This is a genomic window from Bacillus sp. HNG (assembly GCF_003400205.1).
Classification (GTDB): domain Bacteria; phylum Bacillota; class Bacilli; order Bacillales; family Bacillaceae_L; genus Ferdinandcohnia.
This window is the reverse complement of the sequence record NZ_QUQV01000002.1, coordinates 630545-655765: the sequence shown is the minus strand read 5'-3', so window position 1 is coordinate 655765 and position 25221 is coordinate 630545. Positions and strand designations below refer to the sequence as shown.

Annotated in this window: 22 protein-coding genes and 2 riboswitches; of the genes, 19 read left to right on the top strand and 3 right to left on the bottom strand. The window is 39.0% G+C overall.

The features are described 5' to 3' along the window. Positions 1-17 precede the first annotated feature (17 nt). From DZB84_RS06540 to DZB84_RS06510, 7 genes are all read left to right on the top strand, one after another. Positions 18-1145: an NAD(P)/FAD-dependent oxidoreductase gene (locus tag DZB84_RS06540; RefSeq protein ID WP_116351446.1), complete on the top strand. Its 1128-nt coding sequence runs from the start codon at positions 18-20 to the stop codon at positions 1143-1145. A 170-nt stretch (positions 1146-1315) separates the two neighbouring features. Continuing rightward, on the top strand, positions 1316-2668 hold the full coding sequence (locus DZB84_RS06535) for an MATE family efflux transporter (protein ID WP_116351445.1): 1353 nt from the start codon (positions 1316-1318) through the stop codon (positions 2666-2668). Between the two features lie 232 nt (positions 2669-2900). Then, positions 2901-3830: a pyrroloquinoline quinone biosynthesis protein PqqB gene (gene pqqB, locus DZB84_RS06530; protein ID WP_189655168.1), complete on the top strand. Its 930-nt coding sequence runs from the start codon at positions 2901-2903 to the stop codon at positions 3828-3830. 2 nt (positions 3831-3832) lie between these two features. Further along, the gene (gene pqqC, locus DZB84_RS06525) at positions 3833-4564 is read left to right on the top strand and encodes a pyrroloquinoline-quinone synthase PqqC (protein WP_116351443.1); all 732 of its coding nucleotides are present in this window, start codon (positions 3833-3835) and stop codon (positions 4562-4564) included. Positions 4565-4590: 26 nt separating this feature from the next. Further along, positions 4591-4893 (top strand): pyrroloquinoline quinone biosynthesis peptide chaperone PqqD, encoded by a 303-nt coding sequence (gene pqqD, locus DZB84_RS06520; protein ID WP_189655167.1) that lies wholly within the window; start codon positions 4591-4593, stop codon positions 4891-4893. Then, complete coding sequence (pqqE, locus tag DZB84_RS06515; protein WP_116351441.1) at positions 4871-5980, top strand: pyrroloquinoline quinone biosynthesis protein PqqE; 1110 nt, start codon at positions 4871-4873, stop codon at positions 5978-5980. The genes pqqD and pqqE overlap by 23 nt, the downstream gene beginning before the upstream one ends. Positions 5981-6387: 407 nt before the next feature. Next, the gene (locus DZB84_RS06510) at positions 6388-7635 is read left to right on the top strand and encodes an MFS transporter (protein WP_116351440.1); all 1248 of its coding nucleotides are present in this window, start codon (positions 6388-6390) and stop codon (positions 7633-7635) included. A gap of 30 nt (positions 7636-7665) precedes the next feature. Here DZB84_RS06510 and DZB84_RS06505 read toward each other — a convergent pair whose 3' ends face one another. Further along, complete coding sequence (locus DZB84_RS06505; RefSeq protein WP_116351439.1) at positions 7666-8757, bottom strand: DUF1648 domain-containing protein; 1092 nt, start codon at positions 8755-8757, stop codon at positions 7666-7668. 2 nt (positions 8758-8759) lie between these two features. Then, complete coding sequence (locus tag DZB84_RS06500; protein ID WP_116351438.1) at positions 8760-9152, bottom strand: GntR family transcriptional regulator; 393 nt, start codon at positions 9150-9152, stop codon at positions 8760-8762. A gap of 109 nt (positions 9153-9261) precedes the next feature. Then, positions 9262-9363, top strand: a riboswitch (purine riboswitch). Between the two features lie 110 nt (positions 9364-9473). Here DZB84_RS06500 and DZB84_RS06495 point away from each other — a divergent pair. The 6 genes from DZB84_RS06495 to DZB84_RS06470 all read left to right on the top strand — a co-directional run bounded on the left by DZB84_RS06495 (position 9474) and on the right by DZB84_RS06470 (position 17552). Continuing rightward, positions 9474-10766 (top strand): NCS2 family permease, encoded by a 1293-nt coding sequence (locus tag DZB84_RS06495; protein WP_116351437.1) that lies wholly within the window; start codon positions 9474-9476, stop codon positions 10764-10766. Between the two features lie 131 nt (positions 10767-10897). Continuing rightward, complete coding sequence (locus DZB84_RS06490; RefSeq protein ID WP_116351436.1) at positions 10898-11587, top strand: response regulator transcription factor; 690 nt, start codon at positions 10898-10900, stop codon at positions 11585-11587. A 1-nt stretch (position 11588) separates the two neighbouring features. Further along, entirely contained in the window at positions 11589-12593 is a 1005-nt protein-coding gene (locus DZB84_RS06485) for a sensor histidine kinase (protein WP_116351435.1), read from the top strand. A gap of 87 nt (positions 12594-12680) precedes the next feature. Further along, complete coding sequence (locus DZB84_RS06480) at positions 12681-13364, top strand: ABC transporter ATP-binding protein (protein ID WP_116351434.1); 684 nt, start codon at positions 12681-12683, stop codon at positions 13362-13364. Next, a complete protein-coding gene (locus DZB84_RS06475) occupies positions 13361-15949 on the top strand; it encodes an ABC transporter permease (protein WP_116351433.1) in 2589 nt (862 codons plus the stop codon). The genes DZB84_RS06480 and DZB84_RS06475 overlap by 4 nt, the downstream gene beginning before the upstream one ends. Positions 15950-16283: 334 nt before the next feature. Continuing rightward, a complete protein-coding gene (locus tag DZB84_RS06470; protein WP_116351432.1) occupies positions 16284-17552 on the top strand; it encodes a mechanosensitive ion channel family protein in 1269 nt (422 codons plus the stop codon). Positions 17553-17601: 49 nt separating this feature from the next. Here DZB84_RS06470 and DZB84_RS06465 read toward each other — a convergent pair whose 3' ends face one another. Beyond that, positions 17602-18108 carry a DUF3189 family protein gene (locus DZB84_RS06465; RefSeq protein WP_116351431.1) on the bottom strand — a complete coding sequence of 169 codons (507 nt, stop codon included), beginning with the start codon at positions 18106-18108 and terminating at the stop codon, positions 17602-17604. A gap of 219 nt (positions 18109-18327) precedes the next feature. Between DZB84_RS06465 and DZB84_RS06460 the strand changes: the two genes are divergently transcribed. The 6 genes from DZB84_RS06460 (at position 18328) to DZB84_RS06435 (ending at position 25212) form a co-directional block, all read left to right on the top strand. Beyond that, positions 18328-19449, top strand: coding sequence for a type I phosphomannose isomerase catalytic subunit (locus tag DZB84_RS06460; protein ID WP_116351430.1), 1122 nt, complete (start codon positions 18328-18330; stop codon positions 19447-19449). Positions 19450-19472: 23 nt separating this feature from the next. Beyond that, positions 19473-20999: a sodium:solute symporter family protein gene (locus tag DZB84_RS06455; protein WP_116351429.1), complete on the top strand. Its 1527-nt coding sequence runs from the start codon at positions 19473-19475 to the stop codon at positions 20997-20999. A 131-nt stretch (positions 21000-21130) separates the two neighbouring features. After that, positions 21131-22009: a DMT family transporter gene (locus tag DZB84_RS06450; RefSeq protein WP_116351428.1), complete on the top strand. Its 879-nt coding sequence runs from the start codon at positions 21131-21133 to the stop codon at positions 22007-22009. A 186-nt stretch (positions 22010-22195) separates the two neighbouring features. Next, positions 22196-22297: riboswitch (SAM riboswitch) on the top strand. Positions 22298-22385: 88 nt separating this feature from the next. Next, entirely contained in the window at positions 22386-23138 is a 753-nt protein-coding gene (locus tag DZB84_RS06445; protein WP_116351427.1) for a cyclase family protein, read from the top strand. A gap of 77 nt (positions 23139-23215) precedes the next feature. Continuing rightward, the gene (locus tag DZB84_RS06440; RefSeq protein WP_116351426.1) at positions 23216-24319 is read left to right on the top strand and encodes a 5-methyltetrahydropteroyltriglutamate--homocysteine S-methyltransferase; all 1104 of its coding nucleotides are present in this window, start codon (positions 23216-23218) and stop codon (positions 24317-24319) included. Positions 24320-24447: 128 nt separating this feature from the next. Beyond that, the gene (locus tag DZB84_RS06435; RefSeq protein WP_116351425.1) at positions 24448-25212 is read left to right on the top strand and encodes an SDR family NAD(P)-dependent oxidoreductase; all 765 of its coding nucleotides are present in this window, start codon (positions 24448-24450) and stop codon (positions 25210-25212) included. The last annotated feature ends 9 nt before the right edge of the window (positions 25213-25221 follow it).

Below are 25221 nucleotides of genomic sequence, written 5' to 3'. Positions count from 1 at the left end.
GTAGAGGGAGTGAGAAAATGAAAGTTATTGTAATAGGAACAGGAATTGTTGGGGCAAGCGCAGCCTATCACTTGGCCAAGAATAATCTAAATGTCATCATGATTGATAAAAAACAAGAAGGTAAGGCAACTTCCGCTGGAGCTGGGATCGTCTGTCCTTGGATGAAAGAGATTGAAAATGAGACTTGGTATAGACTTGCTAAGAATAGTTTTGGTTTCTACCAAACTTTAATCTCTGCCTTGCAAGAAGAAGGCGAAAATGAAGTTGGCTATAAGAAAGTAGGGGCATTATGTGTATCCTCGGACCCTGTTCAGTTGGATGAAATTGAAGAGAGAGTCAAAAACAAACGGGTTGATGCACCTGAAATAGGAGATATTCTTCGTCTCAATGGAGAACAGGCTCGAGAGTTCTTTCCACCACTTAACAAAAACTTGGAAGCTTTGTATGTATCAGGAGGGGCAAGGGTCGATGGCTCTTTACTACGTGATGCTCTAAAACGTGCAGCAGTACGTAACGGTGCTGAGTTTGTGGAAGGTGAGGCAGAACTAGTTCATGAGAACAGGAAGGTCATAGGTGTTACGGTTGATAATAAAACGATTTTTGCAGATAGAGTCCTCATTACGACAGGGGCATGGGCTCCTAAATTATTGGAGCCGTTTGGAATCCAATTAAACGTAAATCCACAGCGTGGTCAGATTGCTCACATAAAATTATCTGAACAGGATACTTCTGATTGGCCAATTATAATACCACAATCCACTCATTATATTGTCCCATTTAATGATGGTAAAATCGTAGCAGGGGCGACTAGAGAAACTGGGTCAGGTTTTGATTATCGATTAACTGCCGGTGGGGTAAATGAGGTACTTACGGAAGCTCTGGAAGTTGCACCTGGTCTAGAAGATGGAACTTTGGAAGAGGTTCGAATCGGATTTCGCCCAATGGCGCCAGATATATTGCCAATTCTAGGAACGGTAGATACTCTCGAAGGAGTTTTACTTGCAACTGGATTAGGGCCATCCGGGCTTACAATGGGTCCATATGTTGGGAGTTTGGTAGCTTCGATGATTCAGGATGAAGAGATTGATCTGGATCTTACACCATGTCGACCAGGCCGTGCGATTGAGATGAAAAAGTATGTTTGACATCTTTTAATATAGATATTACGTTATACTAGTTGAAAAACAATAGAGGAAAACTCCTTTATTGTTTTTTTAGTTTTGCAGAACTCCGGGGGTAAAGGAAATCAGACAGTTTTAATAAGGTATGATATCCTATAGAGCATAAGAATGGGAAAATAAGGAGTGTTTATGTTTTGACACAACAGGATTTCACGCAAGGGTCAATCCGAAAGCAATTGATTTTCTTTGCAGGTCCAATTATGCTAACCAATCTACTTCAAGTATCCTATCAATTTATCGATAGTTTATGGGTTGGAAATTTACTAGGTGCGAATGCTCTCGGAGCGGTTACGATTTCATCGACAGTAGTTGTCACGGTATTGGCGTTCATCATTGGAATTAACAATGCCACATTGACGATTCTTTCCCAACAAAAAGGGATGCATGATGGCGCGGGATTAAAAAGATATGTGAATGCCTTTGTCGTGTTATTATCTGTGCTTTCCATTTTAGTTGGTTTATTTGGTTACTTTTTTGCAGAGACACTATTACTCTTTTTGAATACACCTGTGGAAATGTTGAATGAGGCAAAAGCTTATTTAGAAATAAATTTCATCGGCATTTTGTTTATCATGGGCTATAACTTTATCGGTACTGTGCTTAGGGCATTAGGCGATAGTAAAACGCCATTGCGCTTTGTGTTTATAGCGGTTGTATTGAATGCCATTTTAGACCCAATTTTCATTTCTATTTTTGAGTGGGGTATTCATGGAGCCGCATGGGCAACTGTGTTAGCACAAGGTATTTCATTTTTATTTGCATTGGCATATACCTTTCGACGCAAGCTTGTTCCATATTCAATTCCCTACTTACCAAGCAAAGAGGATATTTGGTTAATTTTAAAATTAGGAATTCCTGCCGGGCTGCAAATGATGGTGATTTTCGCAGGGGTTACGGCGATTTTATCGGTGGTCAATTCATTCGATGGCGCTGTAGTAGCGGGCTTTGGTGCTTCACAACGAATTGATAGTTTAATAACCATTCCTGCAATGGCCTTAGGAACGGCCGTGAATAGCATGGCAGGTCAAAATATTGGAGCCAACCAATGGGAGCGGGTTCATCAGATTGCGATGTACGGTACCATTTTTAATGTGGTCATCATGCTGTCAATTGCATTAATTGTATTTTTGTTCGCAGAAGGATTTACGAAATTGTTTATTCAGGAAAAAGAAGCGGTCACCTTTGGTGCGGATTATTTAAAAATGGTCGCGTTCTTTTATCCATTCATTGGCATTAATTTTATCTTGAATGGAATCGTAAGAGGAGCAGGTGCCATGTATCAAGTATTGGTCCTGAATATCCTATCTTTTTGGCTACTTCGTTATCCACTTACTTATTTCTGTTCAAGTCTTATCGGACAGAACGGAATTGCACTAGGAATAGGAATTAGTTTTATCATCAGTAGCATCTTTGCCTTTTCTTATTATAAATGGGGAGGATGGCAGAAAAAGGACTTGTTTCGTTCTGGAACGAGTTTAGGACAATAAACAATGCTCAATCATTTTTATGGGCATTGTTTTTTATTTTGCCAAATTGGACAACTTTCTGTCGAAATTCATGGTTATTTTGCGAGGCTTATCAACATAAGAATAGCTTGAAAGGGCATAAAATATTTTCCAATGTTACTAAAGGGGGTGAAGAGCGTGTGGATCATTCCTGAGTATGAAGTGATTAATACCGCTGCGGAGGTAACCATGTATTCTTATATCCGCGATTAAGTTGAATAGAAGGGATGGAAGCAAAATTCGAATCAGGGTCTTAGGAGTAGCAGCGGGTGGAGGTTTTCCACAGTGGAATTGTGCATGTCCCAATTGCTGCGGTGTTCGAGCTGGGGATGCTGCATTAAAACCGATGTTACAATCTTCCCTTGCTATAACTGCGAATGAAAAGGACTGGTATCTTATCAATGCGGGCCCGGATGTAAATAGACAGATTGAAACCTTCACTGCCCTTCATGCGGGTCCTGGAATTAGAGAAACACCACTTGCTGGTGTGATTTTAACCGATGCGGAGCTTGATCACTCAATCGGTTTATTGTCGTTAAGGGAAGGTTCCCATTTAACAATTTATGGGACGGAAACAGTGAGAAAATGTTTAAACTCCTCATTTCCGGTTATTCCCATGCTGAAAAACTATTGTTCCTGGGAATGGCAGTTCCTTACTCCAGAAGGTAAGGAACGAATTGGGGATAGTGTCCTCATTGAAACCATTCCTGTTTCTACGAAGCCACCACTCTACGCCCAGTCAAATCATGATGGTCATGAAGAGATTTGGGAGGTGGGTTTACTTTTACAAAATGAAAGGTCTGGAAAATGTGTGGCTTATTTTCCGACATTAGATACGATGACTCCGGAAATTGAGTCTGCTTTACATAAAGCAGATATTTTATTGGTTGACGGCACGTTTTGGTCTGAGGATGAACTGGTGTCATTAGGAGCGACGAAGCGTAATGCAAGAGATATGGGGCACCTGCCAATCAGTGGTCCGTCAGGCATCATTGAGAACTTAGCTTCTTTTTCAGCGGAACGGAAAATTTTAATCCATATAAACAATAGTAATCCGATCTTGAAAAAAGGTTCAAAGGAAGCAGAAATCTTAAAACAACATGGTATTGAGATTGCCTATGAAGGTATGGAATTGGAGGTTTGAGTATGTCGCAACAAGGAGGGATAGCGAGAGTATCTCACGAAGCTGGAAAACCATGGTCACGTGAGGAATTTAAAGAAAGATTAATAAATGTTGGGCGTTCTTCCTATCATGACAAACATCCCTTTCATGTGGCGATGCATGAAGGAACATTAAGTCGGGAGCAAATCCGAGGTTGGGTAGCCAATCGGTATTACTATCAAAAGTCGGTCCCAATCAAGGATGCGGTTATTTTATCCAAACTTCCGACAAGAGAGTTCAGACGAGAATGGATTCAGCGCATTATTGACCATGATGGGAACGATGAGCAAGAGGGTGGAATTGAGGCATGGCTAAGGCTCGGAGAAGTTGTTGGGCTATCGCGCGAAGAGGTATTAAGTGAAGAATATGTGGTTCCAGCTGTTCGTTTTTCAGTAGATGCCTATGTGAACTTTGCGAAGGAAAAACCGTGGCTCGAGGCTATTGCTTCTTCATTAACGGAACTGTTCTCCCCGATATTAATTTCGGAGCGGATTAAAATCCTTGAACGGCTGTATCCGTGGATTGACCATTCCGGACTCGGGTATTTCAGAAATCGTTTAACACAAGCACCGCGTGATACGAAATTTGCTTTACATGTAGTACTGGACCATTGCGAGACATTAAAGGAACAACAGCTTGCCGTGGAGGCATTACAGTTTAAATGTGATGTACTCTGGGCTCAGCTTGATGCGATCGAAAAAGCGTTCCCTAATTAAGTTCAAAAGGATTGGTGGTGGGGATTTTGACTAGTGGTTTTCCAAAACTCGCACAAAAGGGGCGACTCAAATTTGATAAGGTGAGAGAAAAGCATCTCCTTTTGTTACCAGAAAAGGTGGTGGTTTTGAATGAAACTGCCGCATCAATTCTTGCTTTTTGTGACGGAAATGAATCCATTCACACCATCACCGAAAAAATGAGAAGTTCGCTAGAGTCAGAGAAATTGCCGGATTTTGAAATTATGCAGGCGGATATCACGAAGTTTATTTTGAAAATGATGGACGAAGGATGGGTGGTGATGCAAGATGCTAGAGTCAAAGAAACATAGAGTGCAGCCCCCATTTTCGTTACTAGCTGAGCTTACGCATCGTTGTCCATTGCATTGTCCATATTGCTCCAACCCTGTTGAAATGACATTAAAAGAAATGGAATTATCCACTAATGATTGGTGTCGGGTGTTATCGGAAGCGGCAGAACTAGGCGTGGTTGAGGTTCATTTTTCGGGCGGTGAGCCACTTTTGTTGCACGATTTAGATGAGTTGATCGAATATGCAAATTCATTAGAAATGTACACAAATCTGATTACAAGTGGGATAGGATTGACTGAGGAAAAAGCTAAGATGCTGAAGGAAGCCGGATTAGCAAATGTTCAGATCAGCTTTCAAGCAGGGTCGGAGGAGCTGTCCAATCAAATTGGTGGCTTAAAGGCGTTTGAAAAGAAACGAAAGGCTGTTGAAGCCGTAAAACGTACGGGGATGCATTTATCATTAAATGTTGTGTTGCACCGGTTAAATATTGATACATTGGATGAAATCATTACGTTTGCTCACGAAGTGGGAGCAGAACGTCTGGAATTAGCAAATACCCAGTTTTATAATTGGGCACTGCTTAACAGAGAGCGGCTCCTGCCAAGTAAAGAGCAGATAGAGCGGGCAAGTGAGGCTTACGAGGTTGCAAGGGAGCGCCTCGGCAAAGAAATGGAAATCATTTGGGTTATACCTGATTATTATGAGTCGACGCCCAAGCCATGTATGGGCGGTTGGGGAGCCATTGCTCTTACTGTCGCCCCGAATGGGGATGTGTTGCCATGCCCAACGGCTGGGATGATTGAAGGAATCTCTTTTGAAAATGTACGTGAGCAATCGTTGAATGATATTTGGTATGAATCGGACTCGTTTAATCGATTTCGTGGGGATGAATGGTTGCCAGGAACATGTCGGTCATGTGATTTGTTGCACCAAGACGGCGGCGGGTGTCGCTGCCAGGCATTTGCTCTGACTGGGGATGCGGAAGCAACAGACCCTGTCTGTCATTTGGCACCAGATCACCATATCGTTGAAAAAGCAGTACAGGCGGCGAATCGTAAAACGGTTGAGGAACGGGAACCATTGATTTATCGAAAAATGAAATTCTGACGAAGATGCTAGGGGTAATTTTTAAAATTGCCTTTAGTATCTCTTTTTTTGGGGGGCAAAATGGGTAAACAGCTTGATTGGGGTCATGAAAGGGAAAATGAGGTTTGATTCCCGGCCAAGTACTTTTCATCGTGGTTATGAAGGGGAAAACGAGGTTTGGTTCCCTGCCAAATTCCTCTTCATCTACTTTATGAAGAGGAAATTGCGCCCCTGCGAAATCTTCTTCATCGAGTTGATGAAGACCCGAACGCATCCAGTACCTGATCGGAAAGTCCAACATCGAGGTAATGAAGTCCTTAACGCCCCCAGCCCCTCCTCAAAAATGCTCCCCAAATCCCCTGTGAATAATTACCACTCCTAAATGGAAGGCTTTTACTATCAAGTTCCTTACATAAAGTGGTGAAAAGATGCTTATTAAAGAAGACAACACAACTCAAATACATCCAGTCGTTAAAAAGCTGATGTTGGTCAACACGATACGAAGCATTGGACAAGGCATGATGGTTGTAGTTCTCGCTTTATACCTTGACACCATAGGATGGAGCGCTATACAAATCGGAGCTGTGTTAGCGGCAGGTGGGCTACTTGGAGTTTTACTCGCACCACTCATCGGAATTTATAGTGACCGAATCGGCAGGAAACCGTTCGTTCTTTTTTCGGAGCTATTAACAGCCGTGTGTGCATTAATTGGAATCATGACAACCAACCCGATTCTATTATTCATCGCCGTCACATTTTCCGGTTTTGGAAAAGCTGATGCAGGTTCCGCAAGTCCGTTTGCTCCAGCGGAACAGGCTTGGCTGGCAGCCTTTATCAAACCGTCTGAGCGTGGAAAAATCTACAGCTTGAACAATGCGCTTAGTTTTTTCGGAATGGCGGCAGGTGCAATGCTCGTTGGCAATATGAGCATTAGTTCCGGAACTTCTTCCTACCAACTTGCTTTTTATGTTACATTTGCCTTCTCACTTGTGACGGCTTCGATTATTTTAACGACAAAAGGTGAAGCACAGATCAAGCGGAGGCAGACATCAATCAAGAAACAAACCATTGATGATACACAAATGACTAAAGAAGAAAATACGGCCATTTTAAAATTAGCTGGGATTAATGTCTTAAATGGAATTGCAATTGGATTGACAGGGCCAATGATGGCATATTGGTTTTCTGTAAAATTCGGGGTGAGCAGTGGTCAAATTGGTAGCACGTTAGCCCTTACTTTTTTTGCAACTGGGATGACTTCAATCTTTCAGTCAAGAATTTCACACAAATATGGAACCGTTCAATCAATCGTAATGGTCCGTTACATTGCATGTCTCCTTTTACTATTAATGCCATTGTTGTCTTCCTACGCGCTTGTCTCAATACTTTATCTTTTCCGCACAGCTTTAAATCGTGGGTCGCAAGGAGCTCAGCAGGCACTCAGTGTGAGCCTAACTCGAGGTCACCGCAGTGGATTTGCATCAAGCATCCATCTTCTTTCAATGCGTCTTCCCATGTCTATCGGTCCATACCTAGCAGGATACCTTTTTGGATTGGGTGCGTTAGCCTTACCTTTTTATCTAGCTGCAGGTTTACAAGGTAGTTTTGCTTATTTTTACGGTAAACTTTTCAGCGATTATGATACTAAAATGAAACTAAATCCTTCATCCAATTAAAAAAATCGACAAGCCCGCGCTTGTCGATTTTTAAAGCAAACTGAACAGGATGATGAGTGCGAGTGGGATTAAGATAATAAAATATCCGATTGGGTTCCCGAAGTTGATTGTCCACCCAACGCCAAAGCGTTTTTCAACAAAGATGGATGGATCCTGTCTGTTAACATAAAAGAGCCCACCGACCCAATGTGAATCATCGTCATAATCTCTTATTCCTGCATTCGTTTCACCAATGTTTATTCTATCGGAACGCCCCACTTTTATGGCAAAAGCAATGGTAGCGCCTAAAGTCACGATTAGAAAAATGAGTGGAACTGCCATTACAATTGTGCCATTCACGATATCAGGGTGAATGGTTCTTAATTGAAAGAAGCTAAACATTCCTGTTAGTAAAATGGTTGTTAAAAACATAAGCCAACTTGTATATTTACGTAACGTGAGTTGTCTAACTCGTGAAGCATTAGTTGCTGTTGCACTTAGTTTAATGCCTGATTTTTTTGTACTTACAATAATCGTTAAGAACATAGCCTGCATCACTAACAGCATAAGTAGTGATGAAATGGCTGATACTGGTGTTTTTTCAGTAAAGGCATCAGCTTCCCCGTTAACTCCCCAGTGAGTTGGAATCTGGTTTGGAAGAAGATCGTATTGTGCAATGGTGTAACCAATCAAACCAACTGTAATAACCATCGGTACTAAAAAGACATACCATGGCAGCATTTCATCCTTAGCACGAGCGGACAAGTCTGCGATTTGTACCTGCGTCGCATTTTCTCCCCATTTCTTTTCCTTTTTTAACTGAAGTATTTTTCCATGAAAATAAAAATAGAGAGTAAAACTAAACAGGATTATCGCAAATTGAATAATGGTACCGATCAGAACCGTTTGTTCCTCGGAAGGACTGCTCCCAAGCACCCATGCAACATAACTGGCCAAAGCAACAATTGATAAAAGGGAAACTAATAGAGCATATTTCTTTTTATAAGAAGAAAGATTTTCATCCTTGATATGTTTTTCTGGCACCGTAACCCCAAAGATAACTGTGCGCTTCACAATAAAAGGAACAGCGGTTTGAATTCCGGCTAGGATGACTGCGATCACAAGAAAGATTGCTAAAGTCATAATTAAACCTCCTTATTTAATGAGCTTTTAAAACTTTGAATAATAGAAGAAACTAATTCTTGAATTTGTTCACTAGACATACCGACAACAAGCGATTCCGCGATGAGTAATTTATAATCACTTTTTAATCGTTCGAGAGTGGATTCATTAAAATCTCGAGGGGAAGAGATCACTGCACCAGACTTTGGCATGATTCGAATAATCCCTTTTTTCTCTAACTGGTGATAGCTTTTGTTGACTGTGTGCATGTTGATGCCAAGGTCTGCAGCAAAAGTTCTCACGGAAGGTAGGGAATCACCTGGCTGAATGGATCCTCTTGCGATTCCTTCGATGATTTGATTCGTAATCTGTTGGTAAATGGGAATTTCAGATTCAGGTTCGATTTGAATAATCATTTTTGATCCCTCCAATCTGTTCTATTTATATTATAACAAATCTGTTCTATTATGTATAGAACAACTTAAAAATGCTTGACGCAATAGAATATCACTGTTAAACTTTCATAATTATATTAATATAGTAATTTGTATATGTTCGGGAATATGGCCCGATTGTTTCTACCAAGCTACCGTAAAAAGCTTGACTACAAATGTATGCCAAAAGGATATCTTAATAACCTTTTGGCATACATTTGTACATGCTTTGGTAGGATTACACTATCAAGGCTTTTTTTATTTTGAAAAAATAATTCATATCAAAATGGGGAATATAGAAATATGAAAAATTATTTTGATTTCACAACACGTCAAACTACATATAAACAGGAATTTATTGGTGGGCTCACAACATTTCTATCGATGGCCTACATCCTTGTGGTCAATCCTATCGTCCTAGGCGAATCAGGGATGGATAAAGGTGCCGTTTTTACCGCAACTGCGATTACCATTATTCTTGGCTCATTGCTGATCGGTATTCTTTCTAATTATCCAATTGGGATTGCTCCTAGTATGGGCCTTAATTCATTTTTTACGTATTCAGTCGTGATCGGGATGGGAATTCCGTGGCAAACAGCATTAACAGGCGTTTTCGTCGCAGGTATTTTATTTGTGATTTTAAGTGTGTTAAAAGTGCGGGAAAAAATTATTAATGTGATTCCACAGGATTTGAAGTATGCGATTGCGGGTGGGATTGGGTTCTTTGTCGCTTTTATCGGATTAAAAAATGCAAAAATCATTGTTGGGAATGAGGCGACATTTGTATCACTCGGAGATTTCACATCTGGGGCAACTGTACTTGCTTTATTCGGATTCATCATTACCTCCGTAATGTTAGTAAGAGGAATTCGTGGTGGAATTTTCTACGGAATGGTTGTTTCTTCAATTGTAGGGATGCTCTTTGGAATCATTGACAAGCCGACAGCTATCATTGGTAGCATACCAAGTCTTGAACCTACATTTGGTGTTGTTTTTTCCGAGCTTCCAAATGTATTTACACCCGATTTAATTATTGTCATTTTCACATTTTTATTTGTTGGATTTTTCGATACAGCAGGTACATTGATTGCTGTTGCGAGCCAGGCTGGTATTTTAAAGGACAATAAAATTCCAAACGCGGGACCTGCCTTATTATCGGATGCCTCCGCCACTGTTATTGGTTCTGTTTTGGGGACGTCTCCAACTGCATCCTTGATTGAATCAACGGCAGGTATTGCCGCAGGTGCACGTACTGGTTTTTCGTCGATCGTCATCTCAGGGTTTTTCTTTTTAGCTCTCTTTTTCTCGCCATTGTTGTCAGTTGTTACGTCTGAAATAACAGCTCCAGCTCTCATTATCGTGGGTGCGATGATGGTGGCGGAAGTTCGACATATCGATTGGACGAAGCTCGATATTGCGATTCCGGCATTTACAACGATTATTATGATGCCATTAACATTTAGTGTTGCAACAGGGATAGCACTTGGATTCATCATGTATCCTGTTACAATGCTTGCATTGGGAAGACATAAAGAAGTACATCCGATTATGTATGTTCTCTTTGTTACGTTCATTGCTTATTTTATCTATCTGTAAATTTGAGTCCCTGGAAATGTCTTACCACATATCCAGGGGCTTTTGTTTTTGTTAAAATATTCTAGTAACGTTTTTAATAAAAACAATAGGAGGTGTTGGGACGAGGGACCTGTCCCTTTGCCTGAGTCACTATGAAAATATTACTTGTTGAAGATGATAAAACCATAGCATCTGGCTTGGATTATTCGTTAAAGCAGGATGGCTACGAGACAGTTGTTTGTCATCATGCGATGGATGCCAAGAAGGTAATCACGGAAAAAATAAATGGGATTGACCTTTGCCTCTTTGATTTATCATTGCCAGACGGAAGCGGCTATGAATTATGTGAGTTGGTTAAAAAGCAAAGTGATAAACCAGTTATTTTCTTAACGGCACTTGATGATGAAGTGAATGTTGTTATGGGTCTGGATATGGGTGCCGATGATTATATTACAAAGCCATTTCGGATTCGTGAACTTCTGTCACGGATTAAGTCTGTCCTTCGTAGGTATAACAAGCAAACAACAACTCAGCCAAAAACCATCATTGATATCGACAAGATACGGATTAACACGTTAGAAGGGAAGGTATATAAAAATGGCGAGGAAGTCATTCTAACCTCGTTGGAGTACCGGCTATTATTGATTTTTGCAAATCATATTGGTCAAGTTCTAACGAGAACACAGTTGCTTGAACGGATATGGGATGTAGCAGGTGATTTCGTGAATGATAATACATTGACCGTTTATATCAAAAGATTACGAGAGAAGCTTGAGGATGAACCACAAAGCCCAAAAATCATTAAGACGATTCGTGGCATGGGCTATAAGGTTGGTGAGTGAAATGCTACGTAACCGAGAAGTCCAATTCTACCTGTTTATGCAAATCATCATTTCGCTACTTGCGATAGGAGTAGCGTATTTTCTGTTTTCTGGACAAGTTGTATTCTTTGTTTTTGTCGTATCCGTCCTATTAATTGGATGTAGCATGCTGTTTACAAAATGGAGATATCGTGAAATCGAAAAGCTCTCTGGTTATTTACGCAAAATTGCAAGTGGGGCTTATAGTTTAGATGTAAGAGATAACCATGAAGGTGAACTTAGTATTTTAAAAAGTGAAATCTATAAAGTGACATTAATGCTGTCTGAGCATAGTGCGTTATTACAGCAGGATAAGGTTAAATTAACGAATGCGATTTCGGATATCTCTCATCAATTAAAAACACCATTAACCTCGATGATGGTTATGGCCGATTTATTAGGGGATGCAAAATTAGACGATTCAAAGCGTACTGAATTTACAAATAACATTCGTGTTCAATTAGAAAGAATTGAGTGGCTCGTATCGTCATTGTTAAAGCTTTCGAAAATTGATGCAGGTACCGTTCTGTTTAAAAAAGAAACTGTATATGTTTCAGAATTGGTTGAGCGGGCGATTCATCCTATTCTTGTACCAATGGATATTAAACAGCAAAACCTTAAAGTGCATGGAGAAAAAGAGGTTTCTCTTGTGGGTGATTTTAACTGGACAGCAGAGGCACTTATCAATATTTTAAAAAACTGTGTTGAGCATACACAGAATAATGGAGAAATTTCGATCTCATTTTCAGAAAATGCGATGTATACCGAGATTATCGTTTCGGATAACGGGAAGGGGATTGCCAAAAAGGATCTCCCCCATATTTTTAAACGTTTTTATAAGGGGAAAAATGCAAGTGAGGGCAGCGTGGGCATAGGGCTTGCGATGGCTTATAGTATCATTAAAAATCAACAAGGAGATATTGAAGTGAAAAGTACAGAGGGAAAAGGGACAAAGTTTTTTATTAAATTTTATAAACAGATTATCTAAAGTGAATAAATAGTCACTTTAGAGTCACTTAATAGTCATCTTAGGCAGATATACTGAACCCAAGATCGAAAATATGGAGGTTTCAAAATGAATATATTACAAATCGAAAATCTGTCTAAGGTATACGGAAAAGGGGAAACAGCGGTTAAGGCCCTTGATAATGTGTCGTTTACAGTAAAAAAGGGAGAATTTGTGGCAATCATCGGACCGTCGGGTTCAGGAAAATCAACACTTTTACATCTGCTCGGTGGAGTGGATCGTCCAACTAGTGGAAAGGTTCTAATTGATAACACGGATATTTATGACTTAAATGAAACTCAATTAGCAATTTTTAGAAGAAGACAAATCGGATTAATCTATCAGTTTTATAACTTAATCCCGATTTTAACGGTAGAAGAAAACATCACACTGCCAATGTTGCTAGATGAACATAAAGTGGATCCGAAGCAATTATCAGATGTAGTAAAAATACTTGGATTAGAGAATCGTTTAAATCATCTTCCCAATCAGCTATCAGGTGGTCAACAGCAACGGGTTTCAATTGGTCGTGCCTTGATTAGTAACCCAGCCATTATGCTAGCAGATGAACCTACTGGTAATTTAGATAGTAAGAATAGTAGCGAAATCATTGAGCTTTTAAAAATGTTCAATAAAACCTACAATCAAACTCTACTTGTGATTACACATGATGAGCGAATCGCCCTTCAAGCCGACCGCGTTATATCCATTGAGGATGGTAGGATTGCAAAGGATGAGGTGATTCGTCCATGAACATCATCAACAAACTAACAATTCGTCATCTGAGGGAAAACAAACGAAGAACACTTGTAACGATCATTGGGGTAATCATTTCGGTAGCGATGATAACAGCTGTTGCTACGCTAGGCGTTTCGTTTTTAAACTTGCTTATTAGAGATCATATTGCCACAAATGGGGAGTGGCACGTTAAATATAATGACGTTAATGCAGAACAAATACAGGCGATTGAAAATGATGAGCAAACCAAAAAGTTGATCCTCTCAAATGACCTTGGCTATGCAAAACTTGAAGGGTCAGAAAATAAAGGGAAACCCTATTTATATTTTAAAGAATACAACTCAGCTGGACTTCAACAATTTCCAATAGAGATAGCTGAGGGACGACTACCATTCACAGAAAATGAAATTGTCATATCCGAAGAAATTGCAAAGAACGCTAAAGTAGCATATAACATTGGCGACACACTAACGGTGGAAATCGGTCAAAGGATGTTAGCTGGAGAAGAAAAGCCACTCGGTCAAAATTACTCCTTGCAATCAGATGAAAATGGGACGTTGGAAAATCTTAAAATTGATACCAATGGAACATTTACAATCGTGGGAACGATCAAGCGCCCAACTTGGGAGCCAGCTTGGTCTCCGGGATATACGGTTATAAAATACGTTGAAGAAAATGCTTTGAACTCAACTCGTACAGTAGATGCGTTGGTTGTGTTAGAAAAAGTGAATGGCACACTATATAAACACTCTGAAAATATCGCCAAAAAAAATGGTATCGACTCTGTTTCTTATAATAAAGAATTGTTACGCTTTTATGGTGTAACTGATAATGATAGCCTCCGCGCCACATTATTTTCGTTGGCTGGAATTATAATGACAGTGATTATTATTGGTTCGGTTGCGTTAATCTACAATGCTTTTGCAATTAGTGTTTCTGAACGTTCTAGACACTTAGGTATGCTATCAAGTGTAGGAGCAACCAGAAAACAAAAGCGAAATTCAGTCTTTTTTGAAGGAACTGTGATTGGTGCGATTAGTATTCCAATTGGCATTCTTTCTGGCCTAGCTGGAATTGGGGTAACCTTCTCGTTTATTAACTCTTATCTTGAAGGTGCACTAAATATAGATGAGAAATTAAAGCTAATCGTTACACCAGCCTCGCTGTTAGTTGCGTGTGTCATTTCGATAGTGACTATTTTTATTTCAACCTATATACCTGCAAAGAGGGCTTCCAAAGTATCAGCTATTGATGCCATTCGGCAAACGCAGGATATCAAGTTATCTCGAAAAACTGTAAAGACTACAAAAATGGTTCGTAAGTTGTTTGGAATGGAAGCTGAAATTGGTTTAAAGAACCTGAAACGAAATAAAAAAAGATACCAAGCTACTGTTTTCTCACTCGTGATAAGTATTGTCCTCTTTTTAACCGTTTCGTTTTTTACAGAGAATCTTAAAAAGTCCCTTGAACTATCCCAAGAGAACATAAATTTTGATATTCAAGTGATTAATGATCAAATGGACAAAGACGATTTAATGCAGTTTACGAAACTTGACTATGTAACAGAAACAACGATTGTCCAAACAGCGGGTTTAATGGCATGGATAGAGGAGGATCAACTTCCACATGAACTGAAAAAGCAAGTCGAAAATGATCCTTCCATGTTAAAGGATGGTAAATACTTCTATTATGTAAGATTACATGGTCTAGATAAGAAAAGTTTCAAGAAATACGCTGTTAAAGTGGGTACGGATTCATCACAATTTGCAAATACAGAAACACCTACAGCCATCATTGTTGATCATATTTCCTACCAGGATTACGAGTCAGGTAAATTTGTTGAGACGAAATCGATCGAGACTAAGGTTGGGAATACAATTGATTTGGTTAGGCTTAATTATGAAAATGATGAGCAACAGTTTGTAAATACCATTGAAATTGGTGCCTTAACTACACAGCTTCCGATGGGGATATCTTCGAGTGGACCAGGTGGATTAGATATAATTGTTTCAGAGGATGTATTAACTAAAATTGTATCAGATAATGAGACGGTAAAAAATGAAATCCAAGCTGAATTATACATGAATAGCTCAGATCCAATGGCAACACAAGAAGAACTGGATAAAATGACAGACTCCGGCACACATGTGTATAACGTCTATCAAAGAAGACAAGAACAAGAGCAAATGGTAGTCATGATATCAATCTTTACGTATGGGTTTATCGCCTTAATTTCATTAATTTCGGTTGCAAATATCTTTAATACCATCTCAACAAGCATCTCACTTCGTAAACGTGAATTTGCGATGCTGCGCTCAGTGGGGATGACCCCAAAAGGGTTCAACAAAATGATCAATTATGAGAGTATATTTTATGGTGTGATGGCTTTACTATACGGACTTCCGATTAGTCTGGCAGTTATGTATCTAATCTATTGGTCACTTCGAAATACCTTTGAATATGGATTTAATCTTCCTTGGGTGAGCATCTTATTTGTTGTTATCACTATCTTTGTGATTGTGGGTGCAGCCATGCTGTATTCCATTCAAAAAATTAAAAAAGAAAATATCATAGATGGATTGAAACAGGAGAGTATTTAAAGGCTAGATACCACTCTCCCAATAAATTGGACCTGATCACTACTGTGGTTAGGTCTCTTTTTAACTGCGAAGCATAACTGTCGGTGTAGATGCAAATCCTTTGGATACGACGCAAATATTCGTATGTAGACGCAAATCCGTAGCAGATAACGAAAAAATTCGTGAGAAGATGTAAATCCAAGAGAAACGAAGTAAATCCACGTACTAATACGCGATTTTTTTGGACAAACGTAATATATTAGTAAAGAAGACGGCCACAACATTCTGTTATAATAGTAAATATCTCACTACACGCGTATGGAGACAGCCAAATTACATACCATGGAGGGGAAATATGAAGTTTATTAATAGGCGACTTTTAGATTATGGATTGGACCCAACATGGGCGCATTATCTTTCGGGTGTATTGATGATTCTTTTTATTGCGCTCATCTGTATAGTGGCCAATTTTATCACCAAAAAAGTGATCATTAATATCATTACACGAATCGTAACCAAAACCAAATATCAATGGGATAATATGCTTTTAGAAAGAAAGGTATTTCGTAGACTATCCCATATTGTTCCGGCGATTATCATTCACCGCTTTTCTACAACCTTTCCAAATTATGAGCATTTGATTCAAATGGGTGCCAATACATATATCATTATCGTTGGATTAATGGTTCTTAGTAGCATATTAAATGCCATTAATGATATGTATCAAACCTATGAGGTGTCGAAGACTCGTCCGATTAAAGGATATATTCAGGTAGTTAAAATTATTGTCATCACCTTTGGGATTATTTTGATTATCGCAAATCTCATGGGGAAGAGTCCACTTCTTTTGTTAAGTGGGATTGGTGCTTTATCGGCTGTTCTTATGTTGATATTTAAAGATTCCTTATTAGGTCTTGTTGCAGGTGTACAGTTGACGTCCAATGATATGGTTCGGGTTGGTGACTGGATTGAAATGCCTAAATATGGGGCAGATGGGGATGTAATTGATATCTCATTAGTCACAGTTAAAGTGCAAAATTTTGATAAAACGATAACGACAATACCAAGCTATGCTATGATTTCCGATTCATTTATCAATTGGAGAGGAATGCAGTCCTCAGGAGGGAGAAGAATCAAGCGCTCCTTATTTATCGACACAGCTAGTATTTCATTTTGTACGGAAGAAATGATTGAGAAATTTAAACAAATCCAACTACTTTCTGATTACATCACGAACAGGGAACTCGAAATTGAGGAATACAATATCAAGCATGAAATTAACCGGAACAATCCGGTTAATGGAAGAGCTCTTACAAATATTGGAGTATTCCGAGCCTATGTAGGCAATTACCTTAAACAGCATCATGGAATAAATCAGGAAATGACATTGATGGTTAGGCAACTAGCCCCAACAGAGCACGGGTTGCCACTTGAAATATATGCATTTACAAACGACGTAAGATGGGCTGTGTATGAAACCACTCAGGCTGATATTTTTGACCATCTTTTTGCGGTTGCTCAGGAATTCGGGCTTCGCTTATTCCAAAATCCATCTGGACATGATTTGAAAACGATGATGCTCGAAGGCAAAGAAGAAGGAACGGTTCGAGAGCTTGAACATTAATGAGGTAGAACACTCACAAAGTTTTTTTACTAAAGCTTTGTGAGTGTTTTTATTTAAAGTTTTTATTATCCAATATCACAATATCCTCACTAGAGGACTTTGCAGTTTGCTTTGTATGTTCAACCAAGTGCTGAATCGTATCACATGCTTGCTTTGCGCCTATCACAAGAAGAGGAACACCAATAAAGTCAATGTGAATCCCTCTTGAGAAAAATCCACCCATTGTCATGGCAAGCGGAACCGTTGGGGATGTATTCGAAAAAATGATTTTTTCTTTTTGTCCGTATCTTTCTTGAAGGATTGTACTTAATTGTTTAAGAGCGGGTACGAAAAATTTACTCCTTTTACGACCAATCGAATAGACGGGATGACCATCCTCATCAATGCCGTGAAGGAAAAATTTCCCGAAATCCTTCTGGGTTAGTTTATTAAAATAATCTACATGCAAAATTTCATCTTTTGTTAGCTTCCGGTCGGTAGGTAGCTTATTTAAATGATAGGCTGCTGCTAATGCGGTGCTATGTGTCCCAGCATAATCATTATAGATGTAAATCATTGTGGCCCTCCTTATACTATTCAGCTTTATTATCTCCAAAAATTAACAAGCTAACTCTGTGATTTTGTTATAATAAAATAATTTTTGAAATCGCTTAAAAAAGGTATTGCAAAAAAAATAAATAATGCTAGAATACTAATATACTAGTATGTTAACGGTTGCATATTAGTGAAACTAAAAATAATGAATACAGCAAATTCAGTAAAGAGGGTATTGCTTATGAATAAGTCTTTACCAACATTATACGGAGATTTTCCTTTGAAATTAGCACCGGCCAGGGCATGGCGGACTTATGTGGGAGGGAAATTGATAGAAGAGTTACATGGGGTTGCAGATCAAGATGATAACCACTTTCCCGAAGAATGGCTGATGTCAATCGTTTCTGCCAGAAATGTCGGACGTGAACATATCGTTGATGAAGGCTTAAGCAAAGTGGATCTTCCAGATATAGATGTATCCTTAAAAAGTCTCATTAATGAAAACGCTGCCGAGTTTTTGGGGGAAAGTCACTTTGAGAAATTCGGAAACAATACAGGAGTTCTCGCAAAAATTATTGATTCTGCTGAAAGGTTAACGGTTCAGGTACATCCGAATCGGGATAAGGCAAAGGAATTATTTAATTCTGCTTATGGAAAAACAGAGTGCTGGCACATCATAGGAGGAAGAGAAATTAATGGTGAACCTCCATATGTATACCTTGGATTTAAACCTGGTGTTACAAGAGAGCTTTGGGAAAGCTTATTTGAAAACCAGGATATAGAAGGAATGCTAAATTGTCTGCACAAATACGATGTCAAACCCGGAGATACATTTTTAATTGAAGGTGGTACACCACATGCAATTGGTTCAGGATGTCTATTAGTCGAAATTCAAGAGCCGACTGATCTTACAATTCGCATCGAAAAGGTATCGCCAACAGGATTTGAAATTGATGATTTTATGTGTCACCAAGGCATTGGCTTCGAAAAAATGTTTGATTGCTTCAATTATGATACCTATACACAAGAGGAAACTCTTGAAAAATGGTATGTGAGGCCTTTCGTTAGAACAGAAGTCAGGGATAATCGCGAAATTGAATTAATTGGTTATCAACAAACACCTTATTTTAAGATGACACTAGTTGAAGTCGAAAGTGAAATCGATATAACCAATGATGGTGTATTTTCTGGTCTGTATATTCTTTCTGGAAGCGGTTCAATTGGTTCAGAAGGATATCGTCAATCATTTAACATCGGAGATCAATTTTTTATTCCCGCTAAGGTAAGCGGTTTTACGCTTCGAAATGAAGGAGATCAACCTTTAAAGGCATTAAGAATATTTGGTCCTAGAATAACAGATTAGTAGAAATAGGAGATGAGATAATTATGGCAACATTAGATTGGATTGTATTAGGTGCGTTTTTCCTAGTCATGATCGGAATCGGGATTTTTAGTTATAAAGCAAATAATAGTTCAAGTGACTTCTTCGTTGGTGGAGGGAAGGTTCCTTGGTGGCTTTCTGGGGTTTCTCACCACGTATCTGGTCACAGTGGGGTAGTGTTCGTAGCATATGCAGCAATTGCCTATTCATATGGTATTACGATTTATTTCTGGTGGGCAGTTACAATCGGAATTGGGTTAATCGTTGGGGCGAAATTTATCGCACCAAGATGGCCAAGACTCCGTCAAAAGTTAGGAATTCAATCTCCAACTGAGTACATGGCAATTCGTTTCGGATTACCAGCCCAACAAGTAACAGCTTGGACTGGGGTATTAATTAAGCTTCTAGATATCGGTGCAAAATGGGCATCAATGGGTATTTTATTAGCTGGTTTCACTGGCCTTCCAATTTGGTTAGGTATTCTTTTATCAGGTTCAGTTTCTTTAATCTATGTAACAATTGGCGGACTTTGGGCTGACTTAATTACTGACTTTGTTCAATTCCTTGTACAATTAATCGCTGGTATCGTCATTTTTGTGGGCGTTTTCAGCCAACTTGGTGGTCTTGGTTCCGTATTTACTATGTGGGGAGATCTACCAGATGGTCATGCAAGTCCATTTAATGGTTCTTATACTCCACTATGGGTATTCTTGTTCTTATTCGTTAAATTCTTTGATTATAACGGTGGTAACTGGAACCTTGCAGCAAGATTTATCTCAACACCAGATGGTGAAAATTCAAAGAAAGCAGCAAGACTTTCAGCAGTTCTTTACTTTGTATGGCCGTTGTTAATTTTCTTACCAATGGTAGCGGCTCCATTAATTTTTAGTGATTTAAGTGATCCAGCTCAACAATTATATCCAATGTTAACGACAACATTCTTACCTGCTGGTTTAGTTGGACTAGTTTTAGCATCAATGTTTGCAAGTACAATGGGTATGACCGTATCTGATATTAACGCTTTAACAGCAGTTGTTCAACGTGATATCTTACCAGTTCTAAATAAGAAATTTAAAGAAATGAAAGAAAATGTTGATAAAAAATCTCTTTGGGTTGCACGTGGTTTAACGATTATGTTTACCGTTATTACCATGATTGTTGGTATTAACCAACAACATTTTGGTGGTGTACTTGGTCTCGTAATAACTTGGTTCTCAGCATTAGTTGGTCCAATGGCAGTACCTTTACTATTTGGTTTATTCTCTAAGTTTAAATACAGCAATGGAAAAGTAGCCATTTATTCTATCGTAGCGGGTATCGTTGGTTTTGCTATCACTCAATTAACCGATATTATCCCTACTGATGTTGAAACTGCTTTCCCATTAATCGTAACTACAATCGTATTCTTTGCGGGAGGTTACATCAACAAGCGTAGAGGTGTTACCGTATCACCTGAAGTTGAGGAATTATTAAACTTCTTAGACACAGGTAAAGACGAACAAAAGACAGACAATACAAAAAAAGCAATCTAACATGATGAAAGCAGAAGACCTCGTTATTGAGGTCTTCTGTTTTTTGCATTAAAATGGGACGGAGGGACAGGTACATTGTCCCGAATTTTTATTGGGAAAAAGAGTTCCCATGACCTACTAGGAGAAGGATTATGAAGGCAAAGTTTATTTTTATTATTGTGATGCTGATTTTTGGTAGTATTGGATTGTTTGTGAAGAATATTGATTTGTCCTCCAGCGAAATTGCTTTGTTTAGGGGAGCATTTGGTAGTTTGTTTTTAATTGGTGCTAGTTTTCTAGTTAAGCAGAGGTTTTCATTCAAAACGTCAAAGAAGAACCTAATCTTACTCCTTTTATCGGGGGCAGCATTAGGCTTTAATTGGATTTTTTTATTTGAGTCATATCGGTATACAACAATTGCAAACGCCACTCTTAGCTATTATTTTGCCCCGGTGTTTGTGATGATTTTGGCGCCATTTTTATTAAAGGAAAAATGGACTTGGATGAAGGGGCTAGGTATTACACTTGCATTTGTAGGTTTCCTTTTGGTTGTTAATCCAGGGAGTGAAACTGTTGTTGGAGCATATAATCATCCTGTTGGAATTATGTATGGTTTATTAGCTGCGGCTTTGTACACAAGTGTTATTCTTATCAATAAATTTATCAAGGGTCTATCAGATTTTGAAACGACCATTATGCAGCTTTTGACGGCTTCCATTATATTGTTCCCGTATGTTCTGGGAACGCAAAATTTGATTTACTCAGGTTTGGACCTTCAATCTATTAGTCTGTTATTGATTGTAGGAATTGTCCATACTGGAGTCGCATACCTTCTCTATTTTTCGGTGTTAAAAAAATTAAAGGGACAAACAATCGCGGTATTAAGCTATATCGATCCTATTTCCGCTGTAATTATGGCGGCTATCATATTGAATGAAAGTATGAATTTGGTCCAAATGGTGGGGGGAGTATTAATATTGGGGTCGACTTTTATTAGTGAGATGAATTGGAAAAAGAAGCGAAAATCATAGAAAGCGGACGTCAGCCCTCGAATCCGATTCGGTAAAGTGAGGGTTTGACAGCTGCTTTTTTTTCGATGGGTCGAAGGGACAGGTTCCTCGTCCCAAGATTTCATCATTTTGATTTGATTGAAAATTGTGTATTGACAATTTATTTTTTTGAGGTAAAGTTATATCATAATTAAATATTTTGAAATTTTCTTATCCAGAGAGGTGGAGGGACTGGCCCTTTGAAGCCTCGGCAACAGACTAGGTAAAGTACTGTGCCAATTCCAGTAGCAAGAAGCTTGAAGATAAGAAGAGCGGCACTTTCATTTGTCTTTTCAACCCTCTTCTTATTTTCAAGAAGAGGGTTTTTTGCATATCCATTATAAATTGAGGTGATTGTATGTCGACAGTAAGAACTGAAAATGAATTATTAAAGGCATTTAAGATCCTGAAAAGTAAAGAATGGGTTGATCTTACACATACGTTTGGTCCGGATTCTCCCCATTTCTCAGCTTTTAATGATGCTGAATTTAAAACACTTTTTACACATGAGGATGGCTTTTTTGCACAAAGTTTTACTTTTCCAGGACAGTACGGAACGCATATTGATGCACCCATTCATTTTGTTCCTAATCAACGTTATTTAGAGGAATTAGAGTTAAAGGAACTTGTTCTCCCCCTTGTTGTAATTGATAAGTCAAAGGAAGCAGAAGAGAATCATGATTTTAGTTTAAGTGTTGATGACATTCTGAAGTTTGAAGAAGAACATGGAGAAATTGAAGCAGGTACCTTTGTTGCATTGAGAACGGATTGGAGCAAGCGCTGGCCAAACAAAGAGGCATTTGAAAATAAAGATTCTGATGGCAATAGTCACGCTCCAGGTTGGGGAATAGAGGCACTAAAGTTTTTATTTGAGGAAAGAAATATTAAAGCTGTTGGCCATGAAACGTTTGATACAGATGCAGCTATTGATTTTAGGGAAAATGGTTCATTAATTGGTGAATATTATGTTCTCGAACAAGATACATTTCAAGTAGAATTATTAACTAACCTTGATAAAGTGCCGGCAAAAGGGTCAGTCATATTTAATATTTGTCCTAAGCCGGAAAAAGGAACTGGGTTTCCGGTACGTTCATTTGCTATTTTGCCATAGGTAGGACGGTTCTTTGAATAAGGAAACTGCAGCGTCCCTGAGATAATGATAGATTAATAAAAGGAGAGAAATATAAAATGACAACAACATTAGTAAAAGCACCATTTCGCGCAGATCATGTAGGAAGTTTATTACGTCCAGAAAGAATTCATCAGGCTAGAAAGGATTTTCAAGCAGGAACCATTACAGCACAGGAACTTCATGAAATTGAAACAGAAGAAATTAAAAAGATTGTTGATAAACAAATTGAAATTGGCTTACAAGCCGTTACAGATGGGGAATTTCGCCGCAGATTTTGGCATACAGATTTCTTAGAGCACTTAAATGGAGTAGAAGGCTATGTTCCGGAACATGGATTTAAATTCAAGGGGGAAGAAACAGAAGCTTATGACGTGCGTGTGATTGGGAAAATTTCATTTAACCCTGACCACCCACATGTGAAAGACTTTATTGAATTCAAAGAAATCGTGGGTGACCGTGCGATTGCAAAACAAACGATTCCAAGTCCAAATCAACTTTTCAATGCTGGGATTCGCAACAAGGAAATCTATCCGACCCTTGAAGAGTACGCAAATGATATTATTCAAACCTATCGTGATGCAATTAAAGCATTTTACGAGGCAGGCTGCCGTTACCTACAGCTAGATGATGTGTACATAGCAGGCCTGAATGCACCGGAAATTCCTTTTAATGATAGTGGTTCTACTCGTGAAGAATTAATTGAATTAGCGTTAAAAGTAGCAAATGGCGTACTAGAAGGCAAGCCAGAAGATTTAACAATTACAACTCACCTTTGCCGTGGAAATTACCGCTCTAACTGGGCATTCGAAGGTAGCTATGCAAAAATTGCTCCTACCCTGTTTGCGAAAGAAAAAGTAGATGGCTTTTTCCTAGAGTATGATGACGATCGTTCTGGGGACTTCACTCCATTAGAGTTTATCCCAAATGATGGTCCTCGCGTGGTTCTAGGTGTATTTACATCAAAGCGTGGAGAATTAGAATCGAAAGAAAATATCATCGCGCGCGTAAAAGAAGCATCACAATTTGTACCACTTGAAAACTTATGTATCAGCCCACAATGTGGTTTTGCATCCACTCACCATGGTAATATTTTAACGGAAGAAGAGCAGTGGGCAAAATTAAAGTATATCGTAGACATTTCAAAAGAGATTTGGGGATAAGGAACGAAGAATCCTCGACCAATTGATTGAAGGTGTAGGGACAGTGTCTGTCCCTACATCCCTTTTTGAGAATAAAACCAAGTAATTATATGGGAATACTTTTGGGCGCGAGTATGGGGGAATACAGAATGTATTGTATGGATTTAACAGGAAAAGTAGCGATTGTAACGGGTGGTGCTCAAGGAATCGGAAAGGCAATTGTGGACGCTTTTTTGGACTGTGGAGCAAAAGTAGCTGTAGTGGATAGGGAAATCATCTCGGAAATTCCCAATGATCAGTTAGTTTACTTTCAGGCAGACGTTACAAAAAGTGAACAGGTTGAAAAAGCGGTTCAAGAGGTAGCAAAGCATTTTGGACGCTTAGATATTTTAGTGAATAACGCAGGAGTTTCTAAAATGGATTATGCGATTGATATAAAAGAAGAAGACTGGGACCAAGTGATGGACGTTAACGCAAAAGGAGTCTACCTGTTTAGTAAAGCTGTAGCAAGAATCCAAAAAGAACAAGGGCAAGGTGGAAAGATTATCAATATTTCCTCGCAAGCGGGTAAAAATGGGTACCGCTTAATGGGAAGCTATGTTGCTTCCAAACATGCTGTTCTAGGCCTTACCAAAACAATGGCCATTGAATTGGCTCAGGATGGAATCAATGTGAACGCGGTTTGTCCTGGTATTGTAGAAACCGCCATGAAGCATAAAGAAAGAGTAATAGGCGGTGAATTAAGAGGACTTACGGCCGATTTAATCAGGCAGGAGGACCATTCTCAGGTTCCGCTAGGCAGAACGGCGGAACCTCAAGATATCGCCAATGTGGTTGTGTTTTTAGCCTCAACATACTCAGATTATATGACAGGTCAAGGGATTAATGTTACGGGTGGAATGACGATGCACTGATTCATATGA

Excerpts from the sequence above, each read along its gene's own strand:
- DZB84_RS06540 (WP_116351446.1), top strand. The coding sequence starts at position 18 with ATGAAAGTTATTGTAATAGGAACAGGAATTGTTGGGGCAAGCGCAGCC.
- pqqC (WP_116351443.1), top strand. The coding sequence starts at position 3,833 with ATGTCGCAACAAGGAGGGATAGCGAGAGTATCTCACGAAGCTGGAAAA.
- pqqE (WP_116351441.1), top strand. The coding sequence starts at position 4,871 with ATGCTAGAGTCAAAGAAACATAGAGTGCAGCCCCCATTTTCGTTACTA.
- DZB84_RS06510 (WP_116351440.1), top strand. The coding sequence starts at position 6,388 with ATGCTTATTAAAGAAGACAACACAACTCAAATACATCCAGTCGTTAAA.
- DZB84_RS06505 (WP_116351439.1), bottom strand. The coding sequence starts at position 8,757 with ATGACTTTAGCAATCTTTCTTGTGATCGCAGTCATCCTAGCCGGAATT.
- DZB84_RS06500 (WP_116351438.1), bottom strand. The coding sequence starts at position 9,152 with ATGATTATTCAAATCGAACCTGAATCTGAAATTCCCATTTACCAACAG.
- DZB84_RS06495 (WP_116351437.1), top strand. The coding sequence starts at position 9,474 with ATGAAAAATTATTTTGATTTCACAACACGTCAAACTACATATAAACAG.
- DZB84_RS06490 (WP_116351436.1), top strand. The coding sequence starts at position 10,898 with ATGAAAATATTACTTGTTGAAGATGATAAAACCATAGCATCTGGCTTG.
- DZB84_RS06485 (WP_116351435.1), top strand. The coding sequence starts at position 11,589 with ATGCTACGTAACCGAGAAGTCCAATTCTACCTGTTTATGCAAATCATC.
- DZB84_RS06480 (WP_116351434.1), top strand. The coding sequence starts at position 12,681 with ATGAATATATTACAAATCGAAAATCTGTCTAAGGTATACGGAAAAGGG.
- DZB84_RS06475 (WP_116351433.1), top strand. The coding sequence starts at position 13,361 with ATGAACATCATCAACAAACTAACAATTCGTCATCTGAGGGAAAACAAA.
- DZB84_RS06470 (WP_116351432.1), top strand. The coding sequence starts at position 16,284 with ATGAAGTTTATTAATAGGCGACTTTTAGATTATGGATTGGACCCAACA.
- DZB84_RS06465 (WP_116351431.1), bottom strand. The coding sequence starts at position 18,108 with ATGATTTACATCTATAATGATTATGCTGGGACACATAGCACCGCATTA.
- DZB84_RS06460 (WP_116351430.1), top strand. The coding sequence starts at position 18,328 with ATGAATAAGTCTTTACCAACATTATACGGAGATTTTCCTTTGAAATTA.
- DZB84_RS06455 (WP_116351429.1), top strand. The coding sequence starts at position 19,473 with ATGGCAACATTAGATTGGATTGTATTAGGTGCGTTTTTCCTAGTCATG.
- DZB84_RS06450 (WP_116351428.1), top strand. The coding sequence starts at position 21,131 with ATGAAGGCAAAGTTTATTTTTATTATTGTGATGCTGATTTTTGGTAGT.
- DZB84_RS06445 (WP_116351427.1), top strand. The coding sequence starts at position 22,386 with ATGTCGACAGTAAGAACTGAAAATGAATTATTAAAGGCATTTAAGATC.
- DZB84_RS06440 (WP_116351426.1), top strand. The coding sequence starts at position 23,216 with ATGACAACAACATTAGTAAAAGCACCATTTCGCGCAGATCATGTAGGA.
- DZB84_RS06435 (WP_116351425.1), top strand. The coding sequence starts at position 24,448 with ATGTATTGTATGGATTTAACAGGAAAAGTAGCGATTGTAACGGGTGGT.